Annotated in this window: 23 protein-coding genes; 17 read left to right on the forward strand and 6 right to left on the reverse strand. The window is 54.3% G+C overall.

Annotated features, from left to right (window positions below; all coding sequences use genetic code 11):
- Both alaC and ACTRW9_RS11790 read right to left on the reverse strand, forming a co-directional pair.
- On the reverse strand, positions 1-1,167 hold the full coding sequence (alaC, locus tag ACTRW9_RS11785; protein WP_442425392.1) for an alanine transaminase: 1,167 nt from the start codon (positions 1,165-1,167) through the stop codon (positions 1-3).
- A 228-nt stretch (positions 1,168-1,395) separates the two neighbouring features.
- Positions 1,396-2,088, reverse strand: coding sequence for a S1 family peptidase (locus ACTRW9_RS11790; RefSeq protein ID WP_442429500.1), 693 nt, complete (start codon positions 2,086-2,088; stop codon positions 1,396-1,398).
- Positions 2,089-2,183: 95 nt separating this feature from the next.
- Here ACTRW9_RS11790 and ACTRW9_RS11795 point away from each other — a divergent pair, with 95 nt between their 5' ends.
- Positions 2,184-2,990, forward strand: a complete 807-nt coding sequence (locus ACTRW9_RS11795; RefSeq protein ID WP_442429501.1) for an undecaprenyl-diphosphate phosphatase — start codon at positions 2,184-2,186, stop codon at positions 2,988-2,990.
- Between the two features lie 56 nt (positions 2,991-3,046).
- Here ACTRW9_RS11795 and ACTRW9_RS11800 read toward each other — a convergent pair whose 3' ends face one another.
- On the reverse strand, positions 3,047-3,457 hold the full coding sequence (locus ACTRW9_RS11800; protein ID WP_442425389.1) for a hypothetical protein: 411 nt from the start codon (positions 3,455-3,457) through the stop codon (positions 3,047-3,049).
- 414 nt (positions 3,458-3,871) lie between these two features.
- On the opposite strand from ACTRW9_RS11800, the gene ACTRW9_RS11805 reads away from it, so the two are divergent.
- Complete coding sequence (locus ACTRW9_RS11805; RefSeq protein WP_442425388.1) at positions 3,872-4,576, forward strand: TVP38/TMEM64 family protein; 705 nt, start codon at positions 3,872-3,874, stop codon at positions 4,574-4,576.
- 9 nt (positions 4,577-4,585) lie between these two features.
- Here ACTRW9_RS11805 and ACTRW9_RS11810 read toward each other — a convergent pair whose 3' ends face one another.
- A complete protein-coding gene (locus ACTRW9_RS11810; protein WP_442429502.1) occupies positions 4,586-5,911 on the reverse strand; it encodes a UTP--glucose-1-phosphate uridylyltransferase in 1,326 nt (441 codons plus the stop codon).
- Positions 5,912-6,084: 173 nt separating this feature from the next.
- Here ACTRW9_RS11810 and ACTRW9_RS11815 point away from each other — a divergent pair, with 173 nt between their 5' ends.
- The 14 genes from ACTRW9_RS11815 (at position 6,085) to nfi (ending at position 20,228) form a co-directional block, all read left to right on the forward strand.
- Positions 6,085-8,571, forward strand: coding sequence for a glycogen/starch/alpha-glucan phosphorylase (locus ACTRW9_RS11815; RefSeq protein ID WP_442429503.1), 2,487 nt, complete (start codon positions 6,085-6,087; stop codon positions 8,569-8,571).
- Between the two features lie 37 nt (positions 8,572-8,608).
- Positions 8,609-9,295 (forward strand): hypothetical protein, encoded by a 687-nt coding sequence (locus ACTRW9_RS11820; RefSeq protein WP_442429504.1) that lies wholly within the window; start codon positions 8,609-8,611, stop codon positions 9,293-9,295.
- 66 nt (positions 9,296-9,361) lie between these two features.
- A complete protein-coding gene (locus ACTRW9_RS11825; protein WP_442425384.1) occupies positions 9,362-9,976 on the forward strand; it encodes a hypothetical protein in 615 nt (204 codons plus the stop codon).
- A gap of 86 nt (positions 9,977-10,062) precedes the next feature.
- Entirely contained in the window at positions 10,063-11,613 is a 1,551-nt protein-coding gene (locus ACTRW9_RS11830; protein WP_442429505.1) for an NAD(P)H-hydrate dehydratase, read from the forward strand.
- 1 nt (position 11,614) lies between these two features.
- On the forward strand, positions 11,615-12,100 hold the full coding sequence (tsaE, locus tag ACTRW9_RS11835; RefSeq protein ID WP_442429506.1) for a tRNA (adenosine(37)-N6)-threonylcarbamoyltransferase complex ATPase subunit type 1 TsaE: 486 nt from the start codon (positions 11,615-11,617) through the stop codon (positions 12,098-12,100).
- Between the two features lie 64 nt (positions 12,101-12,164).
- Entirely contained in the window at positions 12,165-12,605 is a 441-nt protein-coding gene (lptC, locus tag ACTRW9_RS11840; RefSeq protein WP_442425381.1) for an LPS export ABC transporter periplasmic protein LptC, read from the forward strand.
- Positions 12,602-13,180 (forward strand): LptA/OstA family protein, encoded by a 579-nt coding sequence (locus ACTRW9_RS11845; protein ID WP_442429507.1) that lies wholly within the window; start codon positions 12,602-12,604, stop codon positions 13,178-13,180. The genes lptC and ACTRW9_RS11845 overlap by 4 nt, the downstream gene beginning before the upstream one ends.
- A 32-nt stretch (positions 13,181-13,212) precedes the next feature.
- A complete protein-coding gene (gene lptB, locus ACTRW9_RS11850; protein WP_442429508.1) occupies positions 13,213-13,935 on the forward strand; it encodes an LPS export ABC transporter ATP-binding protein in 723 nt (240 codons plus the stop codon).
- A 21-nt stretch (positions 13,936-13,956) separates the two neighbouring features.
- Positions 13,957-15,423 carry an RNA polymerase factor sigma-54 gene (gene rpoN / locus ACTRW9_RS11855; RefSeq protein WP_442429509.1) on the forward strand — a complete coding sequence of 489 codons (1,467 nt, stop codon included), beginning with the start codon at positions 13,957-13,959 and terminating at the stop codon, positions 15,421-15,423.
- Between the two features lie 87 nt (positions 15,424-15,510).
- Positions 15,511-15,840, forward strand: a complete 330-nt coding sequence (gene hpf / locus ACTRW9_RS11860; protein ID WP_442425377.1) for a ribosome hibernation-promoting factor, HPF/YfiA family — start codon at positions 15,511-15,513, stop codon at positions 15,838-15,840.
- A gap of 40 nt (positions 15,841-15,880) precedes the next feature.
- Complete coding sequence (locus tag ACTRW9_RS11865) at positions 15,881-16,345, forward strand: PTS sugar transporter subunit IIA (RefSeq protein ID WP_442429510.1); 465 nt, start codon at positions 15,881-15,883, stop codon at positions 16,343-16,345.
- Positions 16,346-16,376: 31 nt separating this feature from the next.
- Positions 16,377-18,149: a phosphoenolpyruvate--protein phosphotransferase gene (ptsP, locus tag ACTRW9_RS11870; RefSeq protein WP_442429511.1), complete on the forward strand. Its 1,773-nt coding sequence runs from the start codon at positions 16,377-16,379 to the stop codon at positions 18,147-18,149.
- 91 nt (positions 18,150-18,240) lie between these two features.
- A complete protein-coding gene (gene metK, locus ACTRW9_RS11875) occupies positions 18,241-19,401 on the forward strand; it encodes a methionine adenosyltransferase (protein WP_442425374.1) in 1,161 nt (386 codons plus the stop codon).
- A gap of 122 nt (positions 19,402-19,523) precedes the next feature.
- Positions 19,524-20,228 (forward strand): deoxyribonuclease V, encoded by a 705-nt coding sequence (nfi, locus tag ACTRW9_RS11880; protein WP_442429512.1) that lies wholly within the window; start codon positions 19,524-19,526, stop codon positions 20,226-20,228.
- Here nfi and ACTRW9_RS11885 read toward each other — a convergent pair.
- Positions 20,201-20,947: a class I SAM-dependent methyltransferase gene (locus ACTRW9_RS11885; RefSeq protein ID WP_442429513.1), complete on the reverse strand. Its 747-nt coding sequence runs from the start codon at positions 20,945-20,947 to the stop codon at positions 20,201-20,203. The two genes, nfi and ACTRW9_RS11885, sit on opposite strands and share 28 nt — an antisense overlap.
- Before the next feature lie 74 nt (positions 20,948-21,021).
- Between ACTRW9_RS11885 and ACTRW9_RS11890 the strand changes: the two genes are divergently transcribed.
- Entirely contained in the window at positions 21,022-21,450 is a 429-nt protein-coding gene (locus tag ACTRW9_RS11890) for a hypothetical protein (RefSeq protein ID WP_442425371.1), read from the forward strand.
- A 30-nt stretch (positions 21,451-21,480) separates the two neighbouring features.
- On the opposite strand, the gene ACTRW9_RS11895 is transcribed toward ACTRW9_RS11890, so the two are convergent.
- Positions 21,481-21,897, reverse strand: a complete 417-nt coding sequence (locus tag ACTRW9_RS11895) for a Rieske (2Fe-2S) protein (RefSeq protein ID WP_442425370.1) — start codon at positions 21,895-21,897, stop codon at positions 21,481-21,483.
- Positions 21,898-21,926 lie beyond the last annotated feature (29 nt).

Here is a 21,926-nt window from a genome sequence, read left to right on the forward strand (position 1 = left end):
TTAGAAGATTTCACGGATGCCCCGAACAGCCTGGCGGATGCGGTGCTCGTTTTCCACCAGGGAAAAACGGACAAAATGATCGCCGCCGTCGCCGAATCCGATGCCCGGCGAGACCGCCACCTTGGCTTTATCGAGAAGCAGTTTGGAAAACTCCAGCGACCCCATCTGCTTGAACTGGTCGGGGATTTCCGCCCAGACAAACATGGTGGCCCTGGGCGGCTCCACCGGCCATCCGATGCGGTTGAGCCCGGAGCACAACACGTCCCGCCGGGCCTTGTACATGTCGCGGATCTCATTCACACAATCGCGGGGCCCGTTGAGCGCAATGATGGACGCGATCTGGATCGGCTGGAACATGCCGTAGTCCTGATAACTCTTGATGCGGGACAGCGCGTGGATGATCTCACGGTTGCCGACCATGAAACCCACCCGCCAGCCGGGCATGTTGTAGCTTTTAGACAGCGTGAAGCATTCCACGCCCACGTCCTTGGCGCCGGGCACCTGGAGCAGGCTGGGTGCGCGGTAGTCGTCGAAAACAAGATCGGCGTAAGCGTAATCATGGATCACGATCAACTTGTGCTCGCGGGCGAAGTCCACCACCTTGACGAAGAAATCGAGGTCCACCACCTGCGTAGTCGGGTTGTGCGGAAAATTGATGATGAGGGCTTTGGGCCGCGGCCAGCTCTGTTTGAACGCTTTCAGCAGGGCTTCAAAAAAATCGACGTCTTTATTAAGGGGTACGGAAGTGATGTCCGCATTTGCCAGGATAAAGGCGTAGGTGTGAATCGGGTACGTCGGCGTTGGCACCAGCACACTGTCACCGGGCCCGGTGATAGCGAGCGCCAGGGATGAAATACCTTCTTTCGAGCCGATGGTGGCGATGGCTTCGGTCTCCGGATCAATGTACACCCCATGCTCCCGCTGATACCAATCCGCGATCGCGTGCCGCAGCTTGGGTATGCCACGGGAAAGCGAGTAACGGTGATTCTGCGGTTTCTGGATGGCCTCCACCAGCTTGTCCACGATGTGCTGGGGCGTGGCCTGGTCCGGGTTGCCCATGCCAAAATCGATGATGTCCTCTCCGCGGCGGCGGGCCTGCAGTTTCAACTCACCGACGATGTTGAACACATAAGGGGGCAAACGCTGAATGCGTGGAAATTCATTCATCCTTCAAATTCTTTTTTTATCAGATGTTATAAAAAGCAGGTCCGGCGGACTCAGTGCGAGATACAGAGGGGGTGGGCAAAACCTTCAGGCAGGCGCCCGGAATGGCATTCGGCCTTAACCCTTATAATATACCAACGTCCTCCCAAGCCAGCGTAAAGATAGCATATTTTAACCCGCCGTATCAATTTTATAAATGGGGGTTTAGGCCCCTTCGAATGTCCGGAAACCCTAAATAAGATTGAGTTTGCGCGCATGGTCCAGGATGGTGCGGGCATTGATGCCGATGCCTTGTTTGAATGCCGAATTCTGGTAATTGCTCATCATGCTCACCACCCCCATCAGCCCCCCGTCGCAGGCCACGATGGCGCCGCCGGAATTGCCAAAAAACACTTCGTTGTCCTTGAACAGGATGAACTCGGATTCCTCCAGCACATCTTTTTTCTTGATCCGGGCTTTTTGCAGAGAGTAGTATTTCCGATTGGGATGCCCGACGATCATCAGATCGCCCTCACCATCCGGGTTCACCTTCAGATCCAGGTAGGAGGGGTAAGAACCCCGGGTTTGGATGAACGCCAGATCCAGGTTCCGCACCCGATGCACGGAATCGACTTCGATCGTTCTCCCCGGCCGGGCCAAATCGTCACCTGGGACCTCCGGAAGCACCACTTCGATCGATTTTCCATCCACCACGTGCCGCGCTGTCGCAATGAGGCGCGGACCGATGAACACCCCGGCGCCGACCGAATGATCCGCCTTGACCACAACCGTAGCCCCGGCCACCTGACCATACAGCCGGTGCGGTGTCCGGCATTCGATATCCTTGCCGATGAGGTGGCGGTCGAGCTCGTTTGCCGGGGGATTGAAAAACAGGCGCACCGCCCGCTTGATGCGCTTCGGGTAGGTGTTTTCCGGGTCAGTCATCGCCAGCCTCTGATTACTGAGGGCAACGACCCCGAGCACGACAAAAAATACGATCCAGCCTTTAATTTTTCTTGTATCGGAACGCATAGGTGCGAATGGAAGACCTCCAGGCAATTCTACTGGGCCTGATCCAGGGCCTGACCGAGTTTTTACCCGTTTCCAGCTCCGGGCATTTGATCCTGGTGCCCATCCTGTTTGAATTCGAGGACCAGGGGCTGGCTATGGATGCCATCCTGCACCTGGCCACCCTGCTCGCCATCATCATATTCTTCCGAAGAGAGATCTGGCAACTGCTGTGTGCGCTGTTTGACAAAAAGAACCAGCCCGCACGGCATCGTCTTGCATGGGGTATCATCGTGGCAACCGTACCGGCAGGCGTGGTCGGGTTGTCGCTCGGTGACTGGATCGAGGGGAACCTTCGAAGCCCGACATTCGTCGGAGGCAATCTTATATTCTGGTCATTCGTTTTCTGGTGGGCGGACCGGGGGGCATCCCGCACTGACCGGGGAGAAGCGGAACTGACCGGATTGTCCTTCAGGCAGGTTCTGTTGATCGGATGTGCTCAGGCCGTGGCCTTGTTTCCGGGCACGTCGCGGTCCGGCATCACCATCGCCGCCGGGCTTTTTATGAATCTGTCCCAACCCGCCGCGGCGCGTTTCGCCTTTCTGCTTGGGACTCCCGCCATACTGGCCGCAGGCCTGCACAAAACCGTCTCGGTAATCACACAACCCGGGGAAGCATTGATGTTCACCAGCGGGCAAATGGCGATGGCTTTCGGGATCGCCTTTCTGTCCGGTTACCTCGCAATCAAACTGTTGCTCGCCGTGGTGAGCCGTGTCGGGCTGATTCCATTCGTCATTTACCGGATCCTTCTCGGGGGATTGATCCTGGCGCTGTACTGAAACAAAAAAAGCCGGACCGCCATTTGGCGGCCCGGCTCTCTTTGCTGACTAACGCGTTATTTGCATTCGACCATCAGGTCAACCGTTCCATTATTGGTGATGCGGACTTCGCCACTGATATCGCCCAGCGAATCACCACGGCTGAAATTGGGTTCGTGTGTCAAGGTAACCGACTGACGACCCATGCTGTGCTTGTTGGCCATGCCCACACCCCGGTCGCCTTCCAGACCATGGTTCTGACCCGGTCCCAAGGTGATGGGAATGGTGGTGGCATTGGAAGATTTCCAGATAACCGCATTGGCACTTACCCCGTCCCCATGTGAAGAATTACCTGCGGCTTGCAGAGTGATCTGGTTGGCATCCACGCAGGATGTCTTGTCGCCCGGTTTCAGGGTTCCAGCAAATGCGGAAGCGGAAAAGCAGAGCGCGAGCACAGCGATAACAGCTACGAACAGGACTTTTTTCATAACGGACCTCCCTTACCCAATAAAATTGAACATTGCCCCATTTAAATTTGGATCACTCAATCTGCCCCTGTGGATCCAATTGCCCCAAAACTTCTATCAACCGGACCGTGCCGGTCGCTTAGTACCCTTTTCAGAGGGGCCCGCCTGCAACCCATTTCGCCCCTTACACTTAATTGTGGCCAGTATACTTGGATTAAGGTGCAAGTCAATAAAAAATTAGAATTTCTACTACAATTGATAATACCAATTCCTATAAGGCTCAATCCTATTTTCCTACCACCCACGAAGTTATATAAAGCTTTATTTTTTAATTATTTTTAAGAAACCTGATTTCCTTTAGAATGGTTGTATCGAGTTTTAATAGCCTTTTTGCAGTAGAAGTCCAGTCGCGGACAACGCCTGAAAAGAGAACCTATGGATGCCACGGGTCAGGAAGAAAGCAAATCCACCATTCCCGCCTCCGTGCGTCGGCGCTTCATCAAGTTCATTATTTTGATTCTGGTTGGTTTCGGAACCGGGTTTTACTTTTCCCGGCATGGGGTGAAACTGACCCCGGAATCGTTCCAGGCCTTTGTGCTGTCGATGGGAGTCTGGGGCCCGGTGCTTTACATCGGCGTGTTTGTCATCCGGCCTCTGTTCCTGATTCCTTCCATCGCCCTGTTCATTGCCGGGGGTCTGGCATTCGGACCGGTGGTGGGTCCGTTGTATGCATCGGTCGGTGCAGCGGCTGGGGGCACGCTGGGGTTCTGGATCGCCCGCACCATGGGCCATGACTATGTGAAGAGCAAGCTGAAACTGGGCGCTGACATGATTGACGACACGCGTTTCAGCTTCTCGATGGTGTGGTTGTTGAGCCTCATCCCCATCATGCCTGTGACGGTGATCAACTACGGCGCGGGGCTGTCGACCATGCCGTTCCGGCATTACATCCTTGCCCATGTGCTGGGTTTGACGCCGCGTGCGTACGCTTACGGGTTTTTCGGAAGCACCCTTCTGGATATCGGTTCGACCGAATTCCGGGTCGCACTCATCATCCTGATCGTGTTGGCCCTCATCAGCCTGTTCCTTCGGTACCGCACCAAACGCAAACGGGCGCGGGAACTGGAAGCCACGCAATAAGCCGCCGATTCAGTTCTCCAGGGTCTGGTTTTCGATCACCACACCCCCCGGCACAGCCAGCGGATTTCCGTGGCTGATCAAACGCACTTTTCCTTTCAGTGTCGCTTCTCCCCGGAACCACACATTGCCCTCCACCTCCAAAGACTCCAAACTCAGCAGGCCGGGAGCCTGCGGAATGCGGCGGCTGTACTCGTCGAAATTTTCCAGCGGCCCCTTCCAGGTGATCTTTGGCAGGTCCGCCTGCTTCCTCACGGGATTCCGACGCAATTGAGACCCTTCCTGCACAAACAGGTCGGATTGGATCATCAATAAATCGGTGGTTTTTTTTACCGGTAAAAACCGGTCGCGGTTGACCACCAACCCGACAGCGTGCTCGAAATGCTCAAGAGCCGCCCCCATTGCGGTCTCCAGTTGAATGATGGATCGGCCGTTTACCGGTTTTTCGTTGACGATCAATTTGAGATCCATCGGTCCCTCATCCAACCGGCGTTTCAAATGCTCGAGGTGAATCCAGATGTTGTTGGTGTTGAACACCTTGAACTTTTCAGTGCTGCAAAACGATTCCATATGCTCCGCAGGCACTTGAGCCACCTCCAGCAGGTGAAGCCGTCCGTCATTATCCTCATACAACGTCCCTCCCTTGACATCCGCGGGGGTCTTCGCTGTCATCTCCATAAGAAAAGGAATGTTGTGCTTCAGCATATGGTGGGCGATGGCGGGATCGGGCGTCGCCCCCAGGTTATCGGCGTTGGATACAAACAAAAGCTTTTTGCCGTCGGCAAGCAGGCGATCGAGAAGACCCTGATCCCCAAGGCAGGTATAGAGATCGCCATGCCCCGGCGGGTACCACGCCTCCTGTCCAAACTCTTCCACACCAAGAAGCTGCCCCGTTTCCTTATCCAGCCGGGGAAGCCGGTTTTGCGTGAAACACTCGATCGGCTGTGACGGCGGACAACCGGAAAGGGCCGCCTTCGTTTGCTCTTCAGTATAAAAACTGTTCATCAAAATCAGCGGCACGCGCACCGCCCAGGTTTGCTCCAGCTCCTGCAACTGGTCCACGATGAAATTGAGGAAGGTGCGTCCCTCGCGAATGGGAATCAGCGACTTTGGCCCGGAGCACCCCATGCTGGTCCCAAGCCCGCCGTTCAGTTTGCAAACCACGAGGCGGGACAATCCTTCCCTGCCCCCGTCCTCGCCCGGAGGTTCCAGTTTTTCATAGGGCACCAGCTTGTCCGTCCGCGGAGATCGAATCTCATCCCAGTCCAGAGAAGGGTCGGGCCCTTTCCGGTACCGTTCCACCAACTGCAAAAAAGCCCGGCGAGCACTTGGAGTCATGTCCACCTCCTGCAAAACCCGGTTCCACTCCGAAATTTCCATTGGTTTATCCCGTGAACAGCCTTAAATTAGATTCATCAACCCCTCTTTCAGAACCAATTCCGGGTTGATACGGATCGGAAACTTGTCTCGTCCGTATGACTCCACCATCTTCCATCTTTGGACAGCTGATTATGAACGATAGCGTGCCAGAAACCAAATCCAGCAGTCCGTCGGAAAAGAACGGCATGGACGTGATCAAAGACTCCATTTCCCAGCATCTGAAATACTCGCAGGCGAAATCGCCCCGAACGGCGACGATCATGGATTACTACAACAGCATCGCCCTGACCGTGCGCGACCGTCTCGTGGAAAAATGGATCGAGACACAGAACCGTTATTTTACCAAAGACCCCAAGCGCATTTACTACCTGTCCATGGAATACCTTGTGGGCCGCGCCCTCAGCAATTACCTGGTCAATCTTGATTTCAAAAAGGAGGTGTGCCGGGCCATTGAAAAGCTGGGGCTCGAATTGGAGCAGATTGAGCAGTCTGACATCGAAGCCGGGCTTGGCAACGGAGGTCTGGGTCGTCTCGCCGCCTGCTACATGGATTCACTGGCCACCCTGGGTATTCCCGCGGGCGGTTATGGCATGCGCTATGAATACGGGATTTTTTATCAGAAAATCATTGACGGCTTCCAGGTCGAAACGGCGGACAACTGGCTGCGAAAAGGCTATCCCTGGGAACTGCCCCGCCCTGATTACCTGTACCCCATTCGTTTTTACGGCCATGTCCAGCACACCTCCAATAAGGAGGGCCGTGGAATCTGCCACTGGGTGGATTCGCACGATGACGTGATGGCAATGGCCTATGACATTCCGATCCCCGGGTACCACAACCAGACGGTGAACAACCTGCGTTTATGGAGCGCGCGTTCCACCCGGGAGTTCGACCTGGGAAGCTTCAACGAAGGAGATTACGTACAGGCCGTCACTCATAAACACGAATCCGAAACCCTCTCCAAGGTGCTTTACCCGAACGACAGCAACATGCAGGGCAAAGAATTGCGCCTGAAGCAGGAATACTTTTTCGTCTCCGCTTCCCTGCAGGACATCCTGCGCCGGTACAAGCGCAACCACTCCACCTTCGAACAATTCCCCAATAAAGTGGCAATCCAGTTAAATGATACGCACCCCGCCCTCGCGATTCCGGAACTGATTCGCTTGCTGATGGACCGCGAACACCGCCCCTGGGATGAAGCGTGGGAAATCACCATCAAAACCTTTGCCTACACCAACCACACCGTCCTTCCTGAGGCGCTGGAAAAATGGTCGGTCGATCTCCTGCAAAGGGTTCTGCCCCGGCATCTGGAAATCATTTACCACATCAACCAGGACTTTTTAAACCGTGTGCAGGTTTCGCACCCGGGCGACAACACCATGCTGGAAAAGGTGTCCATTGTGGAGGAAAAACCGGTCAAAAGCATTCGCATGTCCAACCTTGCCATCGTCGGCAGTCATTCCGTTAACGGCGTCGCCGCCCTGCATAGCGATATTTTGAAAAACAGGGTCTTTCCCGAATTCAACAAGCTTTTTCCGGGCAGGTTCATCAACGTCACCAATGGCATCACCCAACGGCTGTGGCTCAAGTCCTGCAACCCCGCGCTGGCAGACCTTCTGAACGACACCATCGGCGACGGATGGGTGACCGATCTCAACCAGATGAAGAAGCTGAGGGACTTCGCGGAGGACGTGAATTTTCAAAAACGCTGGCGCGACGTGAAGATGCTCAACAAAATACGGCTGTCGAAGTACATCCGCGAAGACAAGGCCCTCCGCATGGAGGTCAATCCCAATCACTTGCTGGACATTCAGGTGAAGCGCATTCATGAATACAAACGCCAGCTTCTCTGCCTCCTGCATGTCATTGTGTTGTACAACCGCTTCAAGGAAAACCCGAACTGCAGCCACGTCCCCCGCACCGTGTTGTTTGCGGGTAAGGCCGCGCCGGGTTACCACATGGCCAAACTCATCATCAAACTCATCACCAGCGTCGCCAAAAGGGTGAACGATGATGTACAAACGGCGGACAAACTCCGCATCGTGTTCATTCCCAATTACAGCGTGAACAAGGCGGAAGGCATCATCCCCGGAGCCGATCTTTCAGAACAGATTTCCACCGCAGGCATGGAGGCCTCGGGTACGGGAAACATGAAGCTCGCTCTCAATGGCGCACTCACCATCGGGACCCTCGACGGGGCCAACATCGAAATCAAAAACGAAGTGGGCGAGGACAACATCTTCATATTCGGACTCACCGCCGAACAGGTTGACGAGCTCAAGACCCGGGGCTACAATCCACACGATTATTATGAAAAAAACGGGGAATTGAAGCGGGCCCTGGACATGATCCGGGACGGCTACTTTTCTCCGGATCACCCGCACCTGTTTCAACCCCTCATCGAATCCTTGCTGGTCCAGGGGGATCGGTTCATGGTGCTGGCCGATTTTGCAAGTTACATTGAAACGCAAAAAGAGGTGGAGACCTTGTTTCTCCAACCCAATGAATGGACGCGGAAGTCCATACTCAACGCCGCCGGGATGGGTCTGTTTTCGAGTGACCGTGCCATCCGTCAATACTGCGAAAAAATCTGGAACGTCCATCCGCTTCCAAAATAAGACAATACCTTGAACGCACAAGCCCCCCTTCCGGGATATGCTGGTTTTCAAAAAAAATATATATTTTCATCCGCTTGATGCACTGCCCAATGGGGAGTTCAGGCCCTATGGCAGGGATGAAGAGCCCCAGCCGATCGCGTTTCACCTGATCCACAAGGCCCTCACTGCCGGGCGGGAAGTAATTGAAGAACTCACCGGCTACGAGGAATCTACCAGCTTTGAGAAGCTCAGGGTGCTGTTCCCCCATGCCACCCGCTTTGGCCGGCTGTCGGTAATGGATCCACTGTCTAAAATACTTCTGGACGGATTGCTCGACACCCGCACCTGGTATTTAATGAACTGCTATCATCTTTGCTACCTGTACGACGCCCTTCAGGAGATCGTCGAGGACTACAGTTACAGCGACCCCAAAAGGCGCCAGGAAATGATTCCGGAGTTAGGAGGAGAAGCCATCAACTTCAACCATTTCCTCAACCAGTTTTTTTTCAACACCGCCTTTCTCATCTCCGCAAAACGCTACAACGGAATGACCTCGCAGGAGCGGCGTCAACTCGGAAAACTGGACCACGCCTACTTTGGCGCGGTCGTCCCCAAGGATGACCCGGAACGACCGGAAGACCCGACGATGGGAATGGTGATCAACGCCCAGCCGCCCGGGCCGGAAGAGATTTCCCTCACGCCACACCCGGGAAATCCATACGCTTCCGGTGCGCTCAGTCTTTAAAAAGCTCCCCTTTTCTGCCTTTCCAAGCTATGCTAAATTAAACAAAAACAAGGTGCGGGGAAATCCATGCTGATTTTCAAAAACAACATTTACCGGAAACAACAGGGAGAACTGCTGGCCCTCTCCACCGTGCAGGATTTCTCCACAGAATTCGATCCCTACCACTTTGTCAAAGCCTGTCTGGACGAGGAGGTGGAGCTCCTGAACCTGATCGAGGGCCACCCGCAGGAATTCTGGCGTGACGACCTTGCCGGATTTTATCCGCGGTCCCATCGTTTTGCAGAAATGCCCGTGCTCCGCAAACTTCTGGAAATCCTCATTGAAGGGCTGGAGGACCACGATCACTGGTACCACATGAACACCTATCATTTCAGCCTTCTGTATGACGGGCTCAATCGATTCGCCTACAACTACAATCACGACAGTCCACAGGAAAAGCTGAAGTCGCTCCCTGAAATGCAGGGCAAGCCCATCTATTTCGAACAGTTTGTGGACGATTACTTTTTCAATACCGTCTTTCTGCTGACGGAAGATGCCTACAACCGCCTATCAGGCAAGGAAAAGCAGGATCTGGGTTACACCTGCCCGTGCCAGTTTGGGGCCATCAACGGTCTCATGCCCTGCCAGGAAGAAATGGAGTTGCAGATCGCCAAGGATTATCCTTACCCCGTATACGTCTGATCTCCGTCTTGCCCGCCAAATTAGATACAATATGCCGAGACGGGTGGACCCACCCCTTTCCTGAAATGTAAAAAAGGATTCGGCCATTGCAGAAAGTTGCGACAGCTCTGGAAATGCAGGCGGCAGACCGAACGGCAATCGAGCGATTCAAGATCCCCGGCCTGGTTCTCATGGAAAACGCCGGACGCAGTGTGGTGGACCTCATGTTCACGCGCATTCCGGATCTCGCCGACAAAAAGGTAGCAGTGCTGGCCGGCAAGGGCAACAACGGCGGGGACGGATTCGTCATCGCCCGGCACCTGCACCAGGCGGGCGTGAGTGTTCGGGTTCTTCTCGCGGGCAAGGTAGGCGATCTCAAAGGCGACGCCAGAACCAATGCAGACATCGCCGTCGCCATCGGGATACCCGTTACCGAGATGAACGAACGCAACCTCAACTCACAGAACCATTCCCTCCGCCATTCCCACATCCTGGTGGACGCCCTGTTCGGCACCGGCCTGTCCAAACCCGCAGGCGGCCTCTACGCAAAACTGATCCAAAAGATCAACTCCGCGAGAAAATACGTGGTGGCGGTGGACTTTCCTTCCGGCATCGACGCCGACTCCGGGCAGATCAACGGGCCCTGCGTGCAGGCGGACCTCACCGCGGCCCTGGCTCTGTTCAAACGCAGTCACCTGCTTTATCCCGCGGCGGAGGTGATGGGAGAAATTGTGCAATTCGACATTGGCATTCCCCGGCAGGCGGTGGAGGAACAGAACATCACAGTGGAACTGGTGGAGGAAACCGATATCGCCTCACTCCTGCCCAAACGCAAGCGCAACACCCACAAGGGAACTTATGGCCATGGGCTGGTCATCGGCGGGTCCAGGGGCAAGGGAGGCGCTGCTGGTTTGACGGCCCTGGCCGCCCTCCGGGCGGGAGCCGGACTCGTCACCCTCGCCATTCCTGAATCCTGCAACGCCGCGCTGGAGTTTCATCCGCTGGAGGCCATGACCCTGCCCCTGCCGGAAACGCCCTCCGGCTCAGTGGCACCGGAGGCGGTGGACTTGTGCCTTTCCCATCTCAAAAACAAATCGGCGCTGGCGATCGGGCCCGGTCTTTCCACGCACAAGGGAGCGCTGGCGTTTCTGGAAGCCCTCCTGCCACAAATCGCCTGCCCGGTGGTCATCGATGCAGACGGCCTGAACGGCCTGGCCAAACTGCCGGGTGTTCTCGACCGTATCCAAACCGAAGCGGTTTTGACGCCGCACCCCAAGGAAATGGCCCGGCTCATCAACGCCACCACAAAAACCGTGCAGTCGCGGCGCATCGACACCGCCCGCGAATTCGCCCAGACCCACGGTGTGACGGTCCTGCTGAAAGGTGCCCCTACACTGGTGGCACTGGCCGACGGGCGAATCCGTATCAACCCGACCGGCAACCCCGGCATGGCAACCGGTGGCACCGGAGACGTGCTGACCGGCATGATTGCCGGTTTCCTGGCCCAGGGCTTGAGCGGACCCGATGCCGCCATCGCCGGAGCGTATCTCCATGGACTGGCGGGAGATCGCGTGGCCGCTGAGATGAGCGAGACCAGCCTCATCGCCGGGGACCTGTTGAAAGCCCTGCCGCAAACCCTGCAACAGGTCCAGTCGTAATATGCGATTTTCTTCCAGATCCCCTGAAGACACGAAAAACCTGGGACAACGCATGGGCCGCCTTTTGAAGCCGGGGGATATTCTTCTCCTGTTCGGCGATTTGGGAACAGGCAAAACCACCCTGGTTCAGGGCATTGCACATGGAATGGAGGTCCCCCCGGACCAGTATGTCCGCAGTCCGTCCTTCACCCTCATCAACGAATACCGGGGCCGCATGCCCATTTACCACATCGACCTGTACCGTATCGAATCCGAGGGAGAATTGGCCGACCTCGGGCTGGAAGACTACCTTTTCGGGGAGGGCGTCACGCTTATCGAGTGGGGCGAAAAGTTGTTTCCCGATCAGAAAACGGACCAGCCACCCATTATTCCGATTGGCCATCGGGTCGATGTCCGACTGCAAATCGAGGAGGAAAACGACCGCACCCTCATCCTGACTCCCCATCCGGAGACCCCGGCCAGCCACCCCCTTTTTGCTTTACAATGAACGGCTCGTGTGGCATATTTTTCAGGTTGGTATATCCTTTGCATAGAGGGGCGCTCAGCCAAAAATGACCAATAAAATCAGGAAATTATTGTTTGTCTCCATCCTCGCTCTGGTGTTTTCTTTTGGCGCTAACTATTATTCCAGCCTGGAAAACAACCCTCTCCCCATCTCCATCGAAAAAACCGAAAATGGCATCGACGTCCAGATCCAAAACTTTAAGGTAGAAAATGAGTATAATGGTCGTAAAGATTGGATTTTAAAGGCAGAAAAAGCAACGATCAATAATGAGCAGCAGGTCGTCAAGCTCAAGGACGTGAATGTAACCTATTTTCTGGACGAAGACCACGAATCGCATATATCCGCCCGGACCGGCCGCATGAACCAGGAAACGAATGACATCTACCTGGAAGGGGATGTCCGGTTCACTGCCGAACTGGGCGACTTTGTCCAGAAATACATGGACCGGAAACGGTCCGGAACCCAGACCTCGGTCAACGGATCGTGAACTTTTATTTCAAAAAACTTTTTTACAATCTCGCCTTTGTGGCGATCGGATTTTTGCTGATAGCCGGGGGGCCCTCCTGGGCACAGAAAGAAGCTCCGAAAAAGGAGGAACCGAAACGGCTGGAGATCACCTCGGAGAAAATGCGGACTGAAGAAAACGGCCGAAAGATCATTTTCATCGGAAACGTACGGGGCACCTGGGAGGACGTGGTACTGACATCGAAGATCCTGGAGGTATACACCAAGCCGCGGGACACTACCCAGTCCGGCTCCTCCCCCGGCAAAGAGGATCCCGGTCAAGGCCAGGAACTGGAGAAAATCATCGCGCTGGAAAATGTGGACGTGGTGAAAGGCACCAAAAAAGCCCGCGGCGATAAAGCGGTTTATTACGACAAAGACCAGAAGATGATCCTGACCGGCACGCCTCACGCTACTGCATGGGAAAACGAAAACATCCTGGAAGGACCGGAGATGATTTTCTACATGAACGAAGACCGTTTCGAAGTCACCAACGGCGTCAAGTTGATCCTGTTCCCCAAGGATTCCGAACTGAAAAAGGTCGACAAAAAAAATTGAAACCGACACAGACGCCCCCAAGACGGACCGCCGTGAAGACCCTCAGCACGGTCAACCTGGTCAAGGCCTATCGCAAACGGCAGGTGGTCAACGAAATCAGCATCGAACTCAGGCAGGGAGAAATCGTCGGGCTCCTCGGCCCCAATGGAGCGGGCAAAACCACCACGTTCTACATGGTGGTGGGGTTGACGCGGCCGGACCGCGGCAGGGTTTTGCTGGATAAAGAGGATCTCACCGCCCAGCCGATGTTCGCCCGGGCGAAACGGGGCATCAGTTATCTGCCGCAGGAACCTTCCATATTCCGCAAGCTCACTGTGGAAGAGAATCTGCTTGCGGTCCTGGAATCCATGAACCTGCCGGTACGGGAACGCCAGCGCAAAGCGGAAGCGTTACTGAAAGAGTTCAACATCCTGCACATTCGCAATGCCATGGCGTATTCATTGTCCGGCGGAGAACGTCGGCGGGTGGAGATCAGCCGCGCTCTGGCAACCTCCCCTGTATTCATTCTGCTCGATGAACCGTTTGCGGGGATTGACCCGATTGCGGTGGCCGACATTCAATTGATTGTGGAAAAACTGAAGCAGCGCGGCATCGGCGTGTTGATCACGGATCACAACGTGCGGGAAACACTCCGTATCACGGACCGCGCCTATATCATCAGCGAAGGAAAAATCATCGCCTCGGGCCCACCACACAAGGTGGCCCAGGACCAGAAGGTGAAAGAAGTCTATCTGGGAGAGAAGTTCACCTTTTAAAACAGAGATACGGTAGCGCTTATGGCCATGGAAATGAAATTGAATCTGAAGATGGCCCAGAAGCTGGTGATGACTCCCATGCTTCAGCAGGCCATCAAGCTGTTGCCGCTCGCGCGCCTGGAACTCGCCCAACTGGTCCGGCAGGAACTGGTGGACAATCCGGTTCTGGAAGAAATCATTGAAGAAGAATCCTTTCTGGAAGACGACGAAAACGACCCCGAAACCACCCCGGAAGACAATCTCCTCGATTCTCTTGGTGAAACACCCATTGATGGTGACAAGAAAGAGGAGAACGACCCGGTCGAACAGGAGGTGGACTGGGAAAGTTTTTTACAGGATAACTACGAATACGGTCCCAGCCCCACTGCCGAAGCCGCCCCGGAACGCCCCTCCATTGAAGCCACTTACAAGAAAGAGCCGTCCCTCACCGATCATCTGCACTGGCAATTGAGCCTGGCTGTCGATACCGACGAGGATAAGTTCATCGGAGCCTGCATCATAGGCAACATCCAGAATGATGGTTATTGCACGGCGGAACCCGCCGAACTGGCTGAGATAAGCAACAGCACGCTGGAAGACGTCGAACGCATCATGAAAATAATCCAGACGTTCGAACCGGCGGGCGTCTGCGCCCGAAACTTGAAGGAGTGCCTGATGATCCAGGCGCAGGCCCTTCCCGAACGCTCCGAAACCCTGGAAACCCTTATTGACAAATACCTGGAAAAAATTGACGAGCGGTACTACCAGAAAATCTCCAACGATCTGAAGTTACCGGTAGAGGAAATCATCGAAGCAGTGAAGGTGCTTCGCAGCCTGGACCCCAAGCCGGGATACAATTTCAGTTCGGAGGGAACGGATTACGTCATTCCGGACCTGGTGGTCGTCAAAAATGAAAACGGCGAATACGACGTGGCCCTCAACGACGAGGGCATTCCGCGAATCACCATCAGCCCGTATTATCAGACCCTCCTCCAAAGCTCAAAGGAAAGCCAGACAAAAGAATACCTGGAAAACAAATACCGCTCAGCCATGTGGTTGATCAAAAGCATCGACCAGAGGCGGCAGACCATCTACAAGGTGGGTAAAAGCATTATCAAGCTGCAGAAAGAATTTCTGGATGAAGGCCTCGCACACCTGCGGCCCATGGTGCTCCGCGATGTCGCGCAGGACATTGAGATGCATGAATCCACTGTAAGCCGCATCACCACGAACAAATACATCGACACCCCGCAGGGAATCTTCGAACTCAAGTTTTTCTTCCACAGTGGCATCAAGTCTTATACCGGTGACAACAATCTATCTTCCATCCGGGTGAAAACCATGATCAAGGAAATCATCCAGGAAGAAGATGAGAAAAAACCTTATACAGACGACGAGATGGTGGAAATCCTCATGAAGAAAAACGCCAAGATTGCCCGCCGGACGGTGACCAAGTACCGGAAAGAATTGAATATTCCAGCAGCAAGCAAACGGAAAAAATTTTATTGAAGGCCCCCACCCTGCTTGATATTTTGAGGAGTTGAGGCTAAATTCGTTACCTTTTATTCACTCGGCCTTTTGCAGGAGAATCGATCCATGAAACTCACGGTTTCAGGGCGCCAGTTGAAAATCACGCAGGCAATGGAAGACCATTTGACCCAAAAATTGAACAAGACCTTGAGAAACCTCGATGACTCTGCCGACGTCCATGTTGCTCTAGCTGTCGAAAAGCATCGCCATTTTGCTGAAATCACCTTAAAGGAGAAAGGCGTAACCGCACACAGCGAATCAGAGACCGACGACCTGTACCAGGCAATCGATCAGGCTATCGAAAAAATTGAAAAACAAGTAAACAAACACAGGGAAAAAATAAAAAGTAAAAAAATAAAGAAAAGCCAGGAAGAAAAAGACAAGCAGCTGGAATGAATATCTCCCCCTGACCTGTATACCGGACTCTGACATTCTCATGAAAATCAGCGAAATAATAACAGAAGACTTCGTTCTCTCCAGCGTGTCCGCTTCCGACAAAAAGGGGGTCTTGGCTGAGTTGGTTGAGTTTTTGAAAAAAAGAGGCGCAGTGGAAGACGGTAACGATCTTCTCACTGCATTGATCGAACGCGAAAAACTGGGCAGTACCGGGATAGGAGAAAATGTTGCCCTGCCTCATGCCAAGGTCAAAAACCTGGATAGGATCGTAGCGGTTTTCGCCCGGTCAGTGAATGGTATCGATTTCGAGTCACTGGATCAGAAGCCAGTGCATTTTATATGCCTGCTTCTGGCACCCGAGTCGTCAACCGGGCTGCACCTGAAGGCCCTGGCAAAAATCGCACGGCTGTTCAAAATCGAATCCCTGCGCGAAGCGATATTGAAAGCTCATGACACCACGGAAATTTACTCCCTGATCGAAGAGGAAGACGCGAAATTTATATGATTGAAAGGCCAACCCCTTTTAAAAAGAACTTATGAGCAAATACCCCGGTATCCCGGTTTCAAACGGAGTGTCCATCGGAAAGGCATATTTGCTGGACCGATCCAAAGTCTGCGTGGTCAAGCGCAGTCTCGCCGATAATGAAGTCTCGGCGGAGATCACGCGCCTTCGCGAAGCCATTCAAATGTCCAAGGACCAGCTTCGCGACATCAAACAACGCACGAGTTCGGTAGCCGAAAAATACGCCATCATCCTGGACACCTACACCCTCCTGCTTGAAGACGACCTTCTGGTCAATGAAACCATTGACAACATCAAACAGGACAAAATCAACGCAGAATGGGCCCTGAGCCGCACTCTCGACAAATTCACCAGCCTGTTCAACAACATCAACGACGATTACCTGAAAGGCAAGCGCGACGACCTGGATCTTGTTGTTCATGGCGTTATCAAGAACCTCATCGGCCATCATCAGGAAAGCCTGGTGGATATCGATGAACCCGTGATCATCGTCACCCATGCCCTCAGTCCTTCAGACACGATTGTGATGAACCGGGCTTTTATTCTAGGGATGGCGACAGAGGTCGGAGGCAAAACCTCGCATGTCGGGATATTCGCCTCGGCTCTCGGAATACCCGCTGTCGTCGGCGTCCCCAACATCACCGAGTACGTTAACTCCGGAGACATGGTCATTATCGACGGTATCGAGGGCGAGGTGATCGTCAATCCCGATGAAAACACCCTCAACCATTTCAGGACAAAACAAAAAAACTACCTGCGTTACGAAAAGAAACTGCTCGACAACATCACTCTCAAATCGGAGACGATGGACGGAAACCCGGTTCAATTGATGGGCAATATAGAATCGGCGCACGAAGCCAGGGCGGTTCGGAAATACGGCGGCGAAGGCATCGGCCTGTACCGGACCGAGTTCCTGTATCTCGGTGCCAATTCCCTGCCCACGGAAAACGACCTGTACGCCAATTTCAAGAGCGTCGTGCAGGCCATGGAACCCTACACCGTGGTCATTCGTACGCTGGATATCGGTGCGGACAAGCAGTTATACCATCTCGATCACGAAACCGAGGCCAACCCGGCCCTGGGCCTGCGCGGAATCCGTCTATCCCTCAAAAAACCGGACGTGTTTATCCGGCAGATCAAAGGGATTCTAAGAGCCAGCCTTTACGGGCGCGTTAAAATCCTATACCCTATGATCACAAGCGTGGATGAAGTGCGGGAGGCCAACCACTGCCTCGAACAGGCAAAAAAAGAATTGAAACGGGCACAAATTCCTTTTGATGAAAAAATCCCCGTAGGGGCAATGATTGAAACACCTTCCGCCGCCCTCACGGTCGATTCGATCCTCGGCGTAGTGGATTTTATCAGTATTGGTACCAATGATCTGATACAATACGTGCTCGCCGTTGATCGGGTAAATGAGAATGTGGCCCATCTGTATCAGCCCTACCATCCCTCGGTCCTTAAAATTCTTCGACAGGTTTTTGAGACCGCTGCAGAAAAAGGCAAGCATGTTGCCATTTGTGGAGAGATGGGCGGCGACCCCATGGCCACATTCCTTCTCCTTGGGTTGGGGACGGTCCATGAATTGAGCATGGAACCCCATTCGATACCCAAGGTGAAAAAAATTCTGAGGAAGGTCACATTGGACGAGGCCCGGAAAATCGCGGACCACGCGTTGAGCCTGTCCACTGCTGAGGAGGTCAACCAGTTTATCACCAACGAAATGCGTACCCGCTTTCCGTCGGATTTCGACCGGGATCTCGCGTTTGGTGAAAAAATATCTTGAAACTCCCCCTCCCCATTAGCTGATTCCATCAGAAATCCGGTACACAGTTGTTTTTAGTTTTGATATGAACCATTGAACATAAGGATTCAATATGAGCATAGGAAATTACCTGTTTACTTCCGAATCGGTGTCCGAGGGACACCCCGACAAAATCTCTGACCAGATTTCCGACGCCATTCTCGACGAATGCCTGAAGGTGGACCCACTGTCACGGGTTGCCTGTGAAACCATGGTGACCACCGGTCTGGTGGTCATCGCTGGAGAAATCACCACCAACGCCCAGCTCGATTTCCAAGCCATCGCCCGCAAAACGATTGAGGAAATCGGTTACAACGATTCCGAGATGGGTTTCGATTATAAATCCTGCGGCGTGCTCGTCACCGTGGACAAGCAGTCCCAGGACATCGCGCAAGGCGTGGACGACGACAAGAAAGAACAGGGTGCGGGCGACCAGGGCATGATGTTCGGTTTCGCCACCAATGAAACTCCCGAGTTGATGCCGTCGCCGATTCTGTTTTCGCACAAACTGGTGAAGAAAATGGCCGAACTTCGCAAAAACGGAAAACTGCCCTACCTGCGGCCGGACAGCAAATCCCAAGTCTCGGTCCGCTATGATGAATGGAAGCCGGTCGGGGTGGAAACCGTTGTCATCTCCACCCAGCACGCGCCGAAGGTCAGCAACAAAAAGATCAAGGAAGACCTGATCAAGCACGTGATCAACCCCATCATTCCGGAAAAATTGCGTGCCAAGAAAATGAAAATCCACATCAACCCCACCGGCCGCTTTGTGATCGGCGGTCCGCAGGGCGATTGTGGTTTGACCGGACGCAAAATCATTGTCGACACCTACGGCGGTTATTCCCGCCACGGCGGGGGCGCGTTTTCCGGCAAGGACCCGTCCAAGGTCGACCGCTCCGCAGCCTACATGGGCCGTTACATCGCCAAGAACATCGTCGCCGCCAAGCTGGCGGAGCGCTGCGAAGTGCAGTTGGCATATGCTATCGGCGTGGCCGAACCTGTATCCGTGTTTGTCGATGCCTTCGGCACCCACAAGATCGACCTCAATCGCATCGAAAAACTCATCCGCGAACATTTCGATCTGCGCCCGGCGGGCATCATCAAAACGCTGGACTTGAGGAAACCCCGGTTCCGGGCTTCTGCCGCGTACGGTCACTTTGGTCGTACCGAGAAGGAGTTCACCTGGGAAAAGACGGACAAGGCTGCGGCATTGAAAAAAGCCGCACGGCTGTAAAAATAGAGCGCCCCGCCGTTTTGGCGGGGCTTTCTTTTTACACAGTCACTCATTTCCCGTGAAATCCGGTTTCCAGAACAACGGCCGGCGGACCCGTCCCTTTCTATTCCGGATCGCCTCCCATGAAGATCCATTCACTTCACCGCTGGGATGTCACCCCCAAAAAGGCCATCAGCATCCAGAAAGCCCTCGCCCGCCGCATAAACACATCAGCCAATTTGAAACAACGTCCGCAACTCATCGCCGGAGCGGATATCAGCCTGTCGCACTCACGTGGCCCGGCTTACGCGGGCGTGGTGGTGCTGGATGCAAACTCGCTGGAAGTGGTGGCGGAATACACACAGAAAGGGGTGATTGATTTTCCTTACGTTCCGGGCCTCCTGTCATTCCGCGAAGCGCCGCTGTTGCTTAAGGTGTTCGAGCAGATCGATCCCCCGCCGGATCTGATCATGCTGGACGGACAGGGCATCGCGCATCAGCGCGGTTTGGGACTGGCCTCGCATCTTGGATTGTTTCTGGATTGCCCGGCAGTGGGTTGTGCCAAAAGTCGCCTGGTCGGGGAACACCGCGAACCCGGAACAAAGAAGGGGTCGCACACACCATTGAAAGGAAAAAACGGGGAAACGCTGGGGGCGGTCCTGCGAACACGTGAAAACTGCAAACCCATTTTCGTCTCGGTGGGGCACAAAATCGATCTTGCCTCGGCCCTCGAATGGGTTCTCCACGTCTCGCCGCGTTACCGCATCCCGGAGCCGACACGGCTCGCGCACAACCTGGTCAACCGTGTTCGAAAAGAGGGTCAGGGTTTACGCGCCACCAGCAGGTAACCGGAGTCCGCATAAACCGGCTTGATCTCCTCCACGGAAAGGCCCGCCGATTCAACCTCCCGGCGAAAATCGTCTCGATTGTATGCATGCCACACTCCCGCTTCCAATTGATGCTGGATGTGGCGCAGCCCGAGCAAGAGCGTGAGGGGATAGAACAGAAAGCGTTTCACCCGGTGTTCCAGCAAAGACATCCTTCCTTTCTGCGAACGTACACTGTGCTTGATGATTCGGTGGGCATTGTAGGTCTCGGATGGATTGGAGATGATGGCACGCCCGCCGGTCTTCAAAACCCCGGCAATACGCCGGTACACCTGCATCCGGTCTTCGGCCCGGGCCAGCGTATACACGGAAAAATGGGCGACGACACAGTCGAAGGTTTCCGCTTTCAACGGCCACTCAGCCAGCATGTCCGCCTGATACGTGCGCACGGGAGGAAACGACGGAAGAAGCGATGCCTTCTGCCGGAGCTGTTGCAGGCCGGATGGAAGGATATCGGTGCCCACGTATTTCAGGCCTCCATTCCGGTTTGCCCCAAGGTGGTTCACCAGGAGTCCGGAACCGCATCCCAGATCCAGAACGGCCAAACCCTCAACAGGGGCAACTTTATCCGCCGCGGCTTTTATGGAATCGTGATAGGCCTGCGGGCAAAGCCCATCGTACAACCGGGTTTTGAACCCGAACTGCCAGTACCCCTTGAACAGGGTTTCAAAAACTTTCATCTGCAACTTGCCGGAAATTTAAGAACTCAATATAATAATGCATTCTGAAAGACCCGTTACACGGAGAACACAAGATGGCGAAAAAACCATTCATCAATAAATACGGATTTGTCGAATACCCGTTTTTGCACGACACGCGAAAAGGGCAGAACTGGTGGTTCTTCAACCTCCTCGAAGACTACCTGAAACGACGCTGCAAACACCGCCTGGGCGACGACTATACCAAAAACGATATGGAAGTGGACATGATGGGCTTCCTGCACGAAACCAAGCTGAAGTTTTTCGCGCTGGTCCCGGTGGGCATGGGCATGGAGTTCAAGCTGATCGGCAAGTACCGCTCGGAAGACCTGATGCATCTGGAAGATCCCGTCCCCTTCATCGGCGAGACCTACGGCGGCGGCAAGTTCAAGGTGAATATCTACCACGAAGGCACCTTCGCCGGGACCGAAAACTACAAAACCCACGGCGATCCCAAATGGGTTGAGATCCCCGACGACGACTGACCGGGCCGCCCTCCTTCCCTTGTGCCTGGGTTAAAGCGTTTCGTCCGGATTGATCGGTTTCTGGATGGTGGGAATTTTGAATTTCAGGGCTTCGGGCACGGCGTTCTTTTCCTTGCCCACTGCCTTCCTGTCCTCTTCAGCGTCGATGCCGATCCGGACCACGCCCTTGTGCACGCGCACCGGAAACACCGTCGTTTTCAGTTCGGGGTTCTGCGGGCATCCGCCCGTCTCCAGGCTGAACCGCCATTCGTGATTGGGGCAGATGATGACGCCTTCCTCGATCCGTCCTTCTCCCAGCGGCGCACCTTTGTGAGGGCATTTGTTCGACACCGCAAAGTACTTGCCCTTGTAATTGAACAGGGCGATTTCCTGGTCCCGTACTGTAACGATCGCGGATTTCCCCGGCGGCAGGTCGCCGTCCTTCATGACTTTGATATAGAGTTTCATGACTGCCTTTTCAAGTTCCGTCCGCCTTC

It is taken from the genome of Nitrospina sp. 32_T5, from assembly GCF_052156635.1.
Taxonomy (GTDB): domain Bacteria; phylum Nitrospinota; class Nitrospinia; order Nitrospinales; family Nitrospinaceae; genus Nitrospina.